Below are 14,514 nucleotides of genomic sequence, written 5' to 3'. Positions count from 1 at the left end.
ATTTCTTATTAACAATATTAAAAGAACTAAAAAATAAATGATTGTTTTAGACATGTTCAAAGCACTTTATATCAAAGTAAATTCATAGCTAAAACTATTTTTCTGAAGAGAATCTAACAATATTTTTTATAAGCTTACAAAAACCTATATTTTATATTATATTAGCAAACTTAGTTTTTATTAATGGATAAGAGAAGATTAGTATGAATAAGGACATTTTTTTTAATAACAAATATGTTATTTTATTTCTCTTTCTCGTTGTGTGCTTCACATGGGGAACGACATGGATTGGAATAAAAATTGCCGTTGAAACTGTTAACCCTTTGTTAGCCGCAGGTCTGCGCTTTGTTATCGCATTTCCTTTTTTAGTATTAATTACAATTATTGCTAAATCACCAATACTGTTTCCTCGAAAATCATTCCATTTTTTTCTACTATTAACGTTATTTTATTTTACCATTCCTTATTATTTAATTAGTTTTGGTGAACAATATGTATCGTCAGGTTTAACCTCATTGTTATTTAGCACTATGCCGATTTTTTCAATTATTTTCGCTAAGATAATCTTAAAAGATAAAATATATATAAATCAGGTAATAGGTATTACAGTGGGATTTTTATGTTTGATGTACATTTTAATCTCTGAAGGTTTTATTCTTTCCTATAGCGATTTTTGGGGCGTAATATCAATACTGTTAGCGGCATTGATGCATGGTTTTTTATATGTTTACTCCAAAAAAGCTGGCGAAGGTATAAATGTATTTACCTTCAATACCCTACCGATAGGCGTTGCGGGTATCGCACTTTGTTTGTTAAGTTTTACTTTTGAAGAAAATAATTTTCAAACTATCTCGTTAAATAGCTGGTTAGCATTAATTTATCTCGGTATTTTTGCATCCGTATTTGGCTTTATTGCTTATTTCTTTTTATTAAAACGAATGAGCCCGGTAGTATTGTCATTTATTTTTATTATTTTCCCGGTCGTTGCTATTTTTATTTCATCGATTTATGAGCATAAAATCATTTCAACTAACTTCATCATTTGTACAATCATTATGTTGTGTGGGTTTGCTATAACAAAATTACCTGTCAATGTTTTTAAAAAGTGGATAAAGAGCGACAAAAATAGAGACAATCAATAAATCGTTACTTCAACAAAAGGTTAACTTGATTTTTTGATTCAGACATCGATTGACTTTGAATGGTTTTAACACTTATCAAAGTCAATCCTTATCTACTATGATTGAATCCTGTTTTATCTACACTTTTTAGATAATTAAAATTATAGCAAGTTGCAACTAAATGATTGATAGCAAAGTTAAGCTATAGCAATATTATAACTCAAAGCGATAAGTGTCATTAATTGCACTACCTTGCGCACCAAATTGGCGTAAATTATTATCAACCGCATTCATCGATTGCCAATGGTTTTCGCACCAATCAGGGGCAAGTAGGGTGGGTTTGCGGGCATTGGCGGAGATACGGTGGTATAAAATATTGGCAGGGGTTTGCCGAATAATATCACCAGCAATATCGACATACTGCTCTAAGGACAATACATCAAGCCGACCTGCACGCCATGCTTTAGCCATAATACTACCTTCTACAATATGTAGTGGATGTAGTTTTAAACCATCAACACCGCTATTTAAAACACAATCTAGCGTAATTAAATTATCTTGCTTAGTTTCTTTAGGTAGACCAATAATTAAGTGAGTACAAACTTTTATACCAAGTCTACGCGCCTTTTGAACGGTTTGATGATAAACATCGAACGTATGTCCACGATTAATACTGTGTAAGGTTTTATCATGAGCGGTTTGTAAGCCAAGCTCCAGCCAAACTTCAAAGCCTTTAGCATGATAACTGGCAAGTAAATCGAGCGCTTCATCCGGCACACAATCAGGGCGAGTACCAACACAAAGTCCAACAATATCGGCATTATTAAGTGCTTCTTCATACATATTTTTGAGTATTTCGACTTCGGCATAAGTACTGGTATAAGCCTGAAAATAAGCAAGATAGCGCTTAGATTTTTTCATCTGATGCGCCTGTTGGGCAAGTTGCTGTGAAATGGTTTTGACTTGAATCGACTCATCGATAATCGATGCGACATTACAAAAGGTGCAACCGCCTACACCGATAGTTCCGTCCCGATTAGGACAGCTAAAACCGCCATGTAAGGTGAGTTTATAGATTTTTTCGCCATAACGGCGTTGCAGGTCAGCACCAAACGTATTGACCACTAAATGAAGTTGCATAATCAGCCAAAAATAAAATTTTGCCTATTTTACGAAGCGAATGAGTTAAATTCAACCGATGATAAATTTTTATATACAATTGACGTAACTTTAGTCGGCTTTTCTTTAAGATGTTTTGAAACGAACACTATGGTGTAACATATTATGCCGTAATAAGTTTTATTGATGATTTTTAGAATCGCAATATTTTCAAAGCTTAATACTGAGAAAATTATACGAGTAATCTAATCTTTTTATTTTTCTGTACCTAGAAAATAAGATGTTTCAGTTTCTACCTTACTATCATCTTTCCAATCTTGGATATCTCTTTCATATTGTATTAATTCGACCTGATCACCTTTTTTATAATTGCGTAATTGAAAGGCTTTTTCTAATCCTACTTCTAACTCGTAAGGTTTATCATTGGGTAAAAAACAACCATGATCTGCGCGCCCCCTCTTTTCCGATTTGGTAATTAACACCTTGATATCAAATACACTTTTTTCATGTTCCTGTTCGCCTTCGCCAATAGAAAAAATACCGTGTTGTGGATCTTCTAATAATGTCCCGGTTAGCAAACAGAGATTTTGGAAAGAGGCAGTAGCTATCTGACTGAATAAAATACAAATAATAAAACTTATTATGCGGCAAATCGTTTTCATAGCGTTAATAGACTCGGTAAGACAAATTTCCAATATTATTCAAAAAATTTAATTAAAAAAAAAGCGTTTTTTTGTCTAGTCCTGATACTTTTACAAGTTGTTTGATTTTTTATTAACTGGCTAAAAAACAATAATTGCGATCTTCTGCTTTACTATAAATATTTTTTATAATTCAAAAAAAGGATTGAAATCGTTGGCTGATTAAGTAAGGATATTCGTTATGCTGTTTTCCATACTTGAAAACAATAATTAAGTCAAAAAGTCAATGTAATCCAAAAACAAGGAGTCAATATGTTTAGTAAAGAAATGACTATTGCCGATTATGATAAGGAATTATGGGACGCCATTAAGGGTGAAGAGCAACGTCAAGAAGATCATCTCGAATTAATTGCCTCCGAAAACTATACCAGTCCAAGAGTGATGCAGGCACAGGGTACTCAATTAACTAACAAATATGCTGAAGGCTATCCAGGTAAGCGTTATTATGGCGGTTGTGAATATGTTGATATTGTTGAGCAATTAGCGATTGAACGAGCCAAAGCGTTATTTGGTGCAGATTATGCCAATGTACAACCACATTCAGGATCACAAGCGAATTTTGCCGTTTATATGGCATTGTTAAAACCGGGCGATACTGTGTTAGGTATGAATTTGTCGCAAGGTGGTCATTTAACTCATGGTTCACCAGTTAGTTTTTCCGGTAAACTCTATAATGTGGTTGCTTATGGCGTTGACGAAACTGGGCATATTGATTATGACCAATTAGCGAAAACGGCCTTAGAGTCAAAACCGAAAATGATCATCGGTGGTTTTTCAGCTTACTCAGGCGTGGTTGATTGGAAGCGTATGCGTGAGATTGCTGATAGTGTAGGCGCTTTCTTATTTGTGGATATGGCACACGTGGCCGGCTTAGTCGCAGCAGGGGTTTATCCAAATCCTGTCCCATTTGCGCATGTAGTGACAACCACAACGCACAAAACGCTTGGCGGACCTCGTGGTGGACTTATTTTGGCCAAAGGTGGCAGTGAAGAACTTTATAAAAAATTAAACTCAGCTGTATTCCCAGGCGCACAGGGTGGTCCATTAATGCATGTCATTGCTGCCAAAGCAGTTGCATTAAAAGAGGCGATGGAACCAGCATATCAAGAATATCAAAAACAAGTTGTTAAAAATGCTCAGGCGATGGTTGATGTAATTATCAAACGTGGCTACAAAGTCGTGTCTGGCGAAACAAAAAATCACTTATTCTTAATTGATTTGGTTGATAAAAAGATAACCGGTAAAGAGGCTGATGCCGCTTTAGGTAGTGCTAATATCACCGTCAATAAAAATAGCGTACCTAATGATCCACAAAGTCCATTTGTGACATCTGGCGTTCGAATTGGTACACCAGCCATAACTCGTCGAGGTTTTAAAGAAGAAGAATCTCGTGAATTAGCCAACTGGATTTGTGATGTATTAGATAACATTGATGATGAACAAGCGATTCAAGCAGTTAAACAAAAAGTTTTGGCAATTTGTCATCGATTACCTGTTTATCAACATTAATATTCTCGCCGACGTTATGTCGGCGAAATTATTATAAAATATTAGTTTTGAGTTGTTTTTTGAGTCATTTGTTGTTGCTGCTTAACATAATTGGCAATATCATCTTTAAACCATACTGCACTGCCAACAAGTAATACACCAACTAAGATAGCTGACCAAAATATTATCCGTGCTTTTTTATTACGTTTTCTTAAAGGATCACTTAAGTTTCGTTTAGCATTGGCTGGTAATTCGGCCTTACTGGTCAGTAGCCCACCAAGAAGTAAATTGATTTTTACTTGCCCATTGATTGCCCAACCTGAAGCTTCGAGCAATGGACCTAATGTTCTTCTTCTTAATTTTAACCAAGCTAAAATGACTGATGGCCCAGATATAATTAAGAATAAACCTAAAATCACCAATGGAAATTGCCACCAGGAAAGAGAAAAAATAGCCTGAAAAATGGTAGCTAGTGCAGTACCAATCGCGCCTATTGCTAAGCCAATCGCAGCAAATATGCCAACACTCTTACCAATATCAAATTTATTTTCTGGACTTTGCACAGCTTGGGTACTGGTCTTTTCAATATCTGCGTCTTTATTGCTTGCCCATTTATTGATCTGTTCCGTGATTAATCGACCAATACGTTGATAAGGTGCCCAAATTGCTTGTTGAATACTAATTGGCTTACTAATCATTTTGACCACATTAGCATCCCAATCATTACCAGCATTATCAATAAACACCCCATTACGGCCTTCCATTAATAAATCACCTTGTCCGGCGGTTATAGCAGCGACAATCGTCTGTTTTTGACCTAGCCTTGTACATTCACAATACAGCAAGCATAGCTCTGAATAATTTGCCATTGTTGAATGTTTAGCGATGTTTTCAACGGCAACACAAAGCGTAGCACAGCGACCATCAATATAAAGCTTGCCTAATTGAAAAGCGGCATAATGGTCAAGTGAGAAGAACTCGGCAAATGAAGCAAAGTTAATCAATAAACGATAAAGATGTTTTTGAAAAAGTACTAACTTTTCTAACACAAAAACATCCGAAGCTGAAATAGGCGTTTTATTATCTTGTTCGACCATTTTCTCAAATTCATCTAATAAATTATCATTGATAAAATGAGTGATCTGATCGGCAGGAATATCCTCAATACTCGCCGTTGGTTTAGTTGCAACACTTAACTGCTCTATATCGGGTTTAGAACTAATTAATGTCGCGTAGGCATCAAGACTAGTTTGAATATTTTGCCACTCTTGTTGTGTTAAATGATTTGGATCGGATAAGTGAGAAGCCACTAAAGCCCTAAATCGAGTGATTTTACTTTTCCAAAGTGGGTTAAGCCCATTAACGAGATCCAATGAATTATTAGTATCAATCTTTGATAAAGGCAGTTCAGAAAGTGCTTCATCTGAAAGTAATCCATTTTGAGAAGGGACAATATATTTCTCATCAACATTTAATGCCGTTTGTGCTTGAGGCGCATATTGAGCTAATTCAACACGAAGAAAATAATCATCAATTTTGGGTTTGAGCTCTTGAACTAATTTCCATATTTCTGAGCGATTTTCCCCAAAAGGTGTTTGGGTATTGCTGATATTAGTTTGCCACGCTTGCCAACTTTTTAGATTTTTAACAAAAGTTTGGGCTATTTCCAGATTTATACCATCTTGCCCACTCATATCTTTTTGCCCGCCAGTAGTCTTAATGGCTGTTTGGATAAAGCTTTGCATTTCAGGCGATAACTCAGCAGAAGGTGGAAAAATCAAATCACCATTGTAGAGCTTGCTGGCATTAATTTTTAGTGATTGTTGGACATCATCTTGAGTCAAATAATCGGCTTGGCTTTTATTTAAATTGGCCAAAATACTATGCGCTGTAACTAATAATTTTTTACCTTGCTCGGTTGAATCATCAATTTGTGATAACGACAAAGTTTCGGATGATTGAATAATAGTATCGAAAGAGGCGATTTTATCTTTTACCCAACTAATCGCATCTAAAATATCAGGAATACGGATGCGTCCATCTTTATCAGAATCTAATAACTCTAATGTTCTTTGATCAAAATCTAAACCGGTAGTCGGGCAACTTAGTGCAACCCATAATTTTGGATCTAAATTGGGCAAATTGATAATGTCATTGGCATTTTTTAAAACGACTTGATCTAAACCACCAACACGCTGAAATGTCCAAGTATGACTCATAATCACCTCCATACTAAAATATTATTAATTTATTCAATTTATTAATAAGTATAGCAGTATTTATTTTTAGAAGAGAAAAGGAATGCTCATATTTAAGAGCTGTAATATATCTTTGATAATTGATTGCCAATTGCAACTTTATGATAGAATAACGCCTTATTATTTAATATCCAAATAAAAAATATGTCATTAATAAATCTTACCAATGCTTATCTGTCATTTAGTGATGCACCACTACTTGACCATATTGATATGTCGATTGAAATCAATGAACGAGTCTGTCTTGTTGGTCGTAACGGTGCAGGTAAATCAACACTGCTAAAAGTACTTAACAAAGAAATCCCATTGGATGAGGGTCAGATCGTTTATGAAAGTAACGTTGTTGTCTCTCGATTACAACAAGATCCGCCTCGAGATATTCAAGGTAATGTTTTTGACTTTGTAGCTGAAGGATTAAAAGAGCAAGCTCAATTATTGAAAGATTATTATGCATTATCACATTTGGTTGAAACGGATCCAAGTGAAAGTAATCTATCTAAGTTAGCTAAAATGCAAGAACAGCTTGATCACCAAAACGGTTGGCAACTGGATAATCGTATTCGTAATGTTATTTCTTCACTATCGTTAGATGGCGACGCCTTATTATCATCATTATCAGGTGGTTGGCTACGTAAAGCGGCGTTGGCAAAAGCACTCGTTTGCCAACCTTCAGTTCTATTACTAGACGAGCCAACCAACCATTTAGATATCGAAACCATTAAATGGCTCGAAGAGTTCTTAAAAAGCTTTAATGGTAGCATTGTGTTTATATCGCATGACCGATCTTTTATTCGGCAGATGGCGACTCGGATTATCGATTTGGATCGCGGTAAAGTCGCCTCTTGGGGTGGCAATTATGATAGTTATTTGCTTGGTAAAGAAGAGGCATTACGCGTCGAAGAGCTACAAAATGCGGAATTTGATAAAAAATTAGCACAAGAAGAAGTCTGGATCCGCCAAGGAATCAAGGCCCGTCGAACACGTAATGAAGGACGCGTTCGAGCACTAAAAGCCATGAGGCAAGAATACTCACAGCGTCGCCAAGTTATGGGTAGCGCTAAAATGCAAATTGAAGAAGCATTACGTTCAGGAAAAATTGTATTCGAGCTGGAAAATGTTACTTATCAAATTGAAGATAAACGACTGGTTAATGACTTTTCCGTGCAAGTATTACGAGGCGATAAGATCGCTTTAATTGGACCGAACGGTATTGGTAAAACGACATTATTAAAACTAATGTTAGGCAGCCTAGCACCAACATCAGGAAGTGTACACTGTGGAACCAAACTCGAAGTTGCTTACTTTGACCAGTATCGACTAGAACTCGATCCCGAAAAAACTGTGATGGATAACCTTGCAGAAGGTAAGCAAGAAGTGATGGTAAATGGTCGTTTAAGACATGTGCTTGGCTATTTACAAGATTTCCTCTTTCCGCCAAAACGCGCTAGAACCCCAGTACGAGCACTATCTGGTGGAGAGCGCAATCGTCTATTACTCGCAAAACTCTTTTTGAAACCAAGTAACTTATTAGTACTTGACGAACCAACCAATGATCTTGATATTGAAACGTTAGAGTTATTAGAAGAATTGGTTAATGATTATCAAGGAACGGTTTTACTTGTTAGCCACGACAGACAATTTGTTGATAACGTGGTGACTCAATGTTGGTTTTTTGAAGAACAAGGGCGAATTGGAATATATGCTGGTGGTTACACTGACGCATTACAACAACAAGCGCAATCAATGAGTGCACAAGTTACTAATAGCAAAAGTCATGAATCGGTTAAAAATGACCCAGCAAAAACGGAGAAAAAGAAGGTAAAATTAAGCTATAACGAACAACGAGAATTGGCACAGTTACCCAATAAAATTGAAGAACTTGAAACAGCGATTGCTGATTTACAAGCACAAATTGGCCATAGTGACTTCTTCAATCAACCACATGAAGTCACCAGCCCAATATTACAATCTTTAGCCGATAAAGAAGCGGAACTTGAAGCCGTGTTCGAACGTTGGGAACAATTAGAAGCATTAACACAATAAGCGCTCACTATGAGCGCTAATTTACCAAGTCTTTCTTGAAATAAAGCAGAAAAGTATAAGTGTCAAAATCACAAAAATAGCACCGACAAAGCCAATGTAATGGGTAGACAAATAAACTAATACTTGGCTACCCACAAAAGCGCCTCCACCAATACCGATATTATAAATACCGGAATAAACCGAAGTTGCAATATCGGCAGCATCAGGTGCTGCATCAATCACTTTACTTTGCATCACCATACTAATAACGGTAATCGAAAGCCCCCAGACCATCCCTTGTAATATTGCGGTAATAAGGCTGAACGAACAAACATAAAGCGATAATAGACAGATTATTAATAGTAGTGCAGGAACAACAAATATCGCAACAGGGTGAGCATCAGCATACCTAGCAAAAATAACACTACCAATCATCCCTGAAAAACCAACGGCTAATAACAAGTTAACTATCACGTGCTCATCAAAACCGCCAACATTAATCATAAACGGCGTAATATAAGTATAAGCCGTAAAATGACCAGTAATCATAATTGCCGTTAACAAATAAATATTTAGCAATACAGGGCGTTTAAGAACTTTAGGAATATCTTTGACTAAAATCTTGTTCAAACTTGGTACAGAAGGTAACAAGTAGAGCAGCGATAACATGACACAAAAAGCAATAAAACCGATACATAAAAAAGTTACACGCCAGCCAACCAGTTGCCCAATCATGGTTCCAATTGGAATACCTAAAACAGTTGCCATTGAAGTACCAACCACAATAAAGCCCATGGCTTTAGCTTTTTTACCATTTGGCGCTAACCGAACCGCTAAAGGCGTAGTAATAGCCCAAAACACAGCATGAGCGCAGGCAATACCAATCCTCGCAACCATTAAACTGTAAAAACTCCAAGCAAAGCCAGCAAGGATATGACTACCAATAAACAAACAAAACAGAAAAATCAAAAGTTTTCGGCGATCCATCCTTGACGTTAAAACCGTTAACGGCAAAGACAACAACGATACAGCCCAAGCATAAATCGTTAATAACAACCCAGCATGAGCAACATCCATCGAAAAACTTTCGGCAATATTGGGTAGCAACCCAACCGGTACAAATTCTGTTGTATTAAATATAAATGCAGCAAAAGCAAGGCAAAAGATCGATGACCAGATTCGAGACCGGTGGTTAACTTTTCTCATGATTAGTTTTAAGAAGGGATTGATATTTAATAGTGTAATTATAGCTGAATATGTTTTACGATTAAACAGAGAAAGCAAATAAATAATAAGATCAAATTAAATCATTTAACCACAGTACTGCTTTAATGGATTATAATATTACCACCTAAATCATTCTTCGATTAACTATCATGAATCAAATTCTTATCACAGTTTGTCTATTAACCTGTAGTAATATTTTTATGACTTTTGCTTGGTATGGGCATTTACGCTTTTTGCATAATCAAGCTTGGATTGTGGCTGTATTGGTTAGTTGGGGGATAGCATTATTTGAGTATTTGCTACAAGTACCTGCAAACCGTATCGGCTTTCAAGTCGCCAGTGCGGGGCAATTGAAAATTATTCAAGAAGTGATTAGCCTATCTGTATTTATTCCGTTTTCAATTTACATATTAAAAGAACCATTCAAAACTGATTACATCTGGGCGGGGCTATGTCTACTTGGTGCAGTTTTTTTTATGTTTAAAGATAAAATTTTAGCATAAAACCAATCTACAGCACGCATGATGATATTGGTTGTTAACGCCTAACAACCAATATCATTTCGACTATAACGCCTTAAATGAAATATCCGGTAAAATGGTTTCACCTTGCCAATAAAGTTGACTAGCAACTTGTGCGGCAATATGACAATATAGCTGGGTAAACTCACTATCAGGATGACTAATAACCGTCGGCTTGCCGGAATCTAAATCTTGACGTAATAAACGGTGAAGAGGAATCTGACCCAGTAATTTCGTATGATATTTTTCAGCCAAATGCTTAGCCCCCTCCTCACCAAAAATCGCTTCGTGATGCCCACAATTTTCACAGATGTGATAACTCATATTTTCGATAATACCAAGGGTAGGGATGTTAACCTTATTAAACATCACAATCCCTTTTTGGGCATCAATTAAAGCAATATCTTGTGGCGTCGTCACAATCACAGCAGCAGTAACCGGAATATTTTGGGCTAGAGTTAATTGAATATCTCCTGTCCCAGGTGGCATATCCATAATCAAATAATCCAGTTCAGGCCAAAGCGTATCTTCCAAAATCTGACACAATGCTTTACTTGCCATTGGTCCACGCCACACCATAGCATTATCAGGCTCAACCAAATAACCAATAGAATTACTCGCAAGACCATAGGCCATAATTGGTGACATATGTTTATTATCCGGTGTTACTGGTTGCTCTTTTTCGGTGCCGAGCATGGTAGGAATAGAAGGACCATAAATATCCGCATCTAAAATCCCCACTTTAGCCCCTTGCTTTTGTAATGCTAAAGCTAAATTAACCGCGGTTGATGATTTACCAACTCCACCTTTGCCCGAACTTACCGCAATAATATTTTTAACATTATTGATAGGATGATTATTATTCGCCCGCTTTAACGTCGCAATATTATAGTTAATCTTCCAATTAACCTTTTCAACCCCATCCAACTTAAGTAACTGAGGTGTCAAGGTTGTTTTCAGGTCTTCAAAGCCAGTTTGCCAAGCAAAAGGCATCACTAAGCTAATTAGCAGTTCTTGGTTAGCCTGTTCACATTGAGTAATTGCGCCAAGCTCAATCAAATTTTTGGATAAAGTGGGATGAGTAAAATTCTCTAGAATTTTTTTTGCTTCCATGGTTATTAGCCTTAACTGTTATCAACAAGTTTTATACTCATATTGCTTCAAATAGATATGATTATCGATATTGTTTTAACTTGATAAGAGTGATCACTCTTTCTGATAGAATGATATCCATTCCCTGCACAATATCGCTCAAAGTATATAAAGAATTTTTATCAAATTATGGCATAAATCTGGCGATAATCCCACGATTGATGTACTATTTCCGCCATTATGTAATAAAAGGTAATAATTCAACATGACAACTCAACGCAAAATATTGGTAACTTGTGCGCTTCCTTACGCTAATGGTGCAATTCACTTAGGTCACATGCTTGAACATATTCAAGCTGATGTCTGGGTGCGCTACCAACGTATGCGCGGTAATGAGATCTATTTTATCTGTGCGGATGATGCGCATGGAACACCGATTATGCTTAAAGCACAGCAATTAGGCATCACCCCAGAACAGATGATCGATGAAGTTAAAATTGAGCATCAACGTGATTTTGCCGGTTTCAATATTAGTTACGATAATTACCACTCAACCCATAGCCCTGAAAATCGGGAAATATCTGAAAAGATCTATAAACGATTAAAGGCTAATGGTTATATTAAAACCAAAGTAATATCACAACTATTCGATCCCGAAAAAAAGATGTTTTTACCGGATCGTTTTGTTAAAGGGACTTGCCCTCGCTGTAAATCACCAGACCAATATGGCGATAACTGTGAAGTTTGTGGGGCAACTTATAATCCGATTGATTTAATTAATCCGCAATCAGTGGTATCGGGTGCAACGCCGATCATGAAAGATTCAGAGCACTTCTTTTTTGACTTGCCTGCGTTTTCCGATATGTTACAAGCGTGGATCCGATCAGGAACATTGCAAGATCAAGTGGCTAACAAAATGCAAGAGTGGTTTGAAGCAGGCCTACAACCATGGGATATCAGTCGTGATGCGCCATATTTTGGTTTTGAAATTCCCGATGCACCGGGCAAATATTTTTATGTTTGGTTAGATGCGCCAATCGGTTATATGGGGTCATTCCTCAATTACTGTAATAAACACAACAAACCGATCTTTGATCAGTTTTGGAATAAAGATTCAACCACTGAACTTTATCATTTTATTGGTAAAGATATTGTCTACTTCCATAGCCTGTTTTGGCCGGCAATGTTAGACGGTAGCGAACATCGAAAACCTTCCAATATTTTTGTGCATGGCTATGTCACCGTCGACGGCGCGAAGATGTCAAAATCACGAGGCACCTTTATCCAAGCAAGCACCTATTTGAAACATCTAGATCCCGACTGTTTGCGTTACTATTATGCAGCCAAACTCTCGCCACATATTGATGATATCGATTTAAATTTAGAAGATTTTGTGCAACGGGTGAATAGTGATTTAGTTAACAAAGTGGTGAATATTGCATCCCGTTCGGCTGGCTTTATCAGTAAACGCTTTGGCGGAAAATTATCCGACAATCTTGCAGAGCCGGAACTTTATGCTTTATTTGTTGAAAAATCAAAAGTCATCGCTGATTATTTTGAACAACGTGAATCCGGTAAAGCGATTCGTGAAATTATGGCATTGGCTGATGAAGCAAATCGTTATATCGATGAAAAAGCGCCATGGGTGGTGGCTAAACAAGAAGGACAAGATCAAGCATTACAAGATATTTGTTCTATGGGTATTCATCTATTCCGCATTTTAATGACCTATTTAAAACCAGTCGTGCCGTCATTAGCGGAGCGTAGTGAGGCGTTTTTAAACAGCCAATTAACCTGGGACACGATTGATAAACCATTAACTGGGCACACGATCAACCAATTTAAAGCCCTGTTTAACCGTATAGATATGGATAAAATTACTGCTATGATTGAAGAAACCAAAACTGCTTTAGCAACACCTGCCAAAGAAAAAGTGGCAGAACCTATTGCTGATACTATCAATTTTGATGACTTTGCCAAAGTTGATATGCGTGTTGCGTTAATTAAAAATGCCACGGTGGTTGAAGGGTCGGATAAATTATTGCAGTTAACACTGGATATTGGTGATGAAACTCGCAACGTATTTTCCGGTATCAAACAGTTCTATCCTGATCCTGCGGTTTTAGTTGGTAAACTAACCATAATGATCGCTAACTTAGCGCCGCGTAAAATGCGCTTTGGTATCTCAGAAGGCATGGTACTTTGTGCAAGCGGTAAAGATGATAGTGAAGGTGTTTACCTATTATCACCAGATAGCGGGGCAAAACCGGGTATGCGAATTTCGTAATCCTCTAAATTATTGGCATCTTAACAAGTTAAATACTTGTTAAGATGTATTTAGGATAATATTTGCATTATAAAATTGGCTCCTAGCCATAAACAACCCAACTCTCAACTTAAAAGGCTTTTGTGGTGTTTTATATCAAAAAAAAGTTGAGGAGTGGGGTTTTTGGGGTTCTAAATTCTGTTTTGAAATATTGTCCCAAATAAATAATTCCGCTTTAACTGTGGTGCTTTTTAGTAGCTGTGTTTTTCCATCAAAAAAAGTTGAGGAGCGGGGTTTTTGGGGTCTAAATTCTGCTTTGAAATATTATCTCAAATAAATAATTCCGCTCTAACTGTGGCACTTTTTAGTAGTTCTATTTTTCCATCAAAAAAGTTGAGGAGTGGGGTTTTTGAGGTTTTAAATTTCACTTAAAAACTTTTAAATGGTCAAAATAACTAAATTTGTAATCCGAAGCCCTAAAATAAAATTTCCGAGGATCAATTGCTCTAATTTTAAAGATTCGTAATTGCAATATATTCAATTAAAACAATAGATAACCAATTATAATTTAGATCCTTTTTAGATCCTATTTACAAAAGTTAACGTAAATGAGTGAAAAAAAGTGTTGCATCGTGTTTTTCCAATCACTATACTTTTTACACGGTTTTAGCTACAAGGCTAAAATTTGATATAAAAGTA

10 protein-coding genes are annotated in these 14,514 nt (G+C 36.5%); 5 read left to right on the top strand and 5 right to left on the bottom strand.

The window, feature by feature from the left end; all coding sequences use genetic code 11:
* The first annotated feature begins 203 nt into the window (after positions 1 to 203).
* Positions 204 to 1,142 (top strand): DMT family transporter, encoded by a 939-nt coding sequence (locus J3U16_RS01505; RefSeq protein WP_065562269.1) that lies wholly within the window; start codon positions 204 to 206, stop codon positions 1,140 to 1,142.
* A 192-nt stretch (positions 1,143 to 1,334) separates the two neighbouring features.
* Here the strand turns inward: J3U16_RS01505 and J3U16_RS01500 are convergent, their stop codons facing one another.
* Entirely contained in the window at positions 1,335 to 2,261 is a 927-nt protein-coding gene (locus J3U16_RS01500) for a TIGR01212 family radical SAM protein (protein ID WP_065562268.1), read from the bottom strand.
* A 233-nt stretch (positions 2,262 to 2,494) separates the two neighbouring features.
* Positions 2,495 to 2,902 (bottom strand): DUF1218 domain-containing protein, encoded by a 408-nt coding sequence (locus tag J3U16_RS01495; protein ID WP_065734244.1) that lies wholly within the window; start codon positions 2,900 to 2,902, stop codon positions 2,495 to 2,497.
* A 291-nt stretch (positions 2,903 to 3,193) separates the two neighbouring features.
* Between J3U16_RS01495 and glyA the strand changes: the two genes are divergently transcribed.
* The gene (gene glyA, locus J3U16_RS01490) at positions 3,194 to 4,450 is read left to right on the top strand and encodes a serine hydroxymethyltransferase (RefSeq protein ID WP_065562266.1); all 1,257 of its coding nucleotides are present in this window, start codon (positions 3,194 to 3,196) and stop codon (positions 4,448 to 4,450) included.
* 41 nt (positions 4,451 to 4,491) lie between these two features.
* Here glyA and J3U16_RS01485 read toward each other — a convergent pair whose 3' ends face one another.
* Positions 4,492 to 6,648 carry a hypothetical protein gene (locus J3U16_RS01485; protein ID WP_267342413.1) on the bottom strand — a complete coding sequence of 719 codons (2,157 nt, stop codon included), beginning with the start codon at positions 6,646 to 6,648 and terminating at the stop codon, positions 4,492 to 4,494.
* Positions 6,649 to 6,831: 183 nt separating this feature from the next.
* Between J3U16_RS01485 and J3U16_RS01480 the strand changes: the two genes are divergently transcribed.
* Positions 6,832 to 8,730 carry an ABC transporter ATP-binding protein gene (locus J3U16_RS01480; RefSeq protein ID WP_267338229.1) on the top strand — a complete coding sequence of 633 codons (1,899 nt, stop codon included), beginning with the start codon at positions 6,832 to 6,834 and terminating at the stop codon, positions 8,728 to 8,730.
* 21 nt (positions 8,731 to 8,751) lie between these two features.
* Here J3U16_RS01480 and J3U16_RS01475 read toward each other — a convergent pair whose 3' ends face one another.
* Entirely contained in the window at positions 8,752 to 9,915 is a 1,164-nt protein-coding gene (locus J3U16_RS01475) for a sugar transporter (protein ID WP_267336748.1), read from the bottom strand.
* Between the two features lie 170 nt (positions 9,916 to 10,085).
* On the opposite strand from J3U16_RS01475, the gene J3U16_RS01470 reads away from it, so the two are divergent.
* Positions 10,086 to 10,439 (top strand): DMT family protein, encoded by a 354-nt coding sequence (locus J3U16_RS01470; protein ID WP_065734248.1) that lies wholly within the window; start codon positions 10,086 to 10,088, stop codon positions 10,437 to 10,439.
* Between the two features lie 63 nt (positions 10,440 to 10,502).
* Here the strand turns inward: J3U16_RS01470 and apbC are convergent, their stop codons facing one another.
* Positions 10,503 to 11,570 (bottom strand): iron-sulfur cluster carrier protein ApbC, encoded by a 1,068-nt coding sequence (apbC, locus tag J3U16_RS01465; RefSeq protein ID WP_267342412.1) that lies wholly within the window; start codon positions 11,568 to 11,570, stop codon positions 10,503 to 10,505.
* A gap of 244 nt (positions 11,571 to 11,814) precedes the next feature.
* On the opposite strand from apbC, the gene metG reads away from it, so the two are divergent.
* On the top strand, positions 11,815 to 13,836 hold the full coding sequence (gene metG / locus J3U16_RS01460) for a methionine--tRNA ligase (protein WP_267342410.1): 2,022 nt from the start codon (positions 11,815 to 11,817) through the stop codon (positions 13,834 to 13,836).
* Positions 13,837 to 14,514 lie beyond the last annotated feature (678 nt).

Source organism: Gilliamella sp. B3023, from assembly GCF_026536845.1.
GTDB classification, from domain to species: Bacteria; Pseudomonadota; Gammaproteobacteria; order Enterobacterales; family Orbaceae; genus Gilliamella; species Gilliamella apicola_E.
Note: the sequence above shows the minus strand (reverse complement) of the source record. Positions and strands in the feature narration are given on the sequence as shown.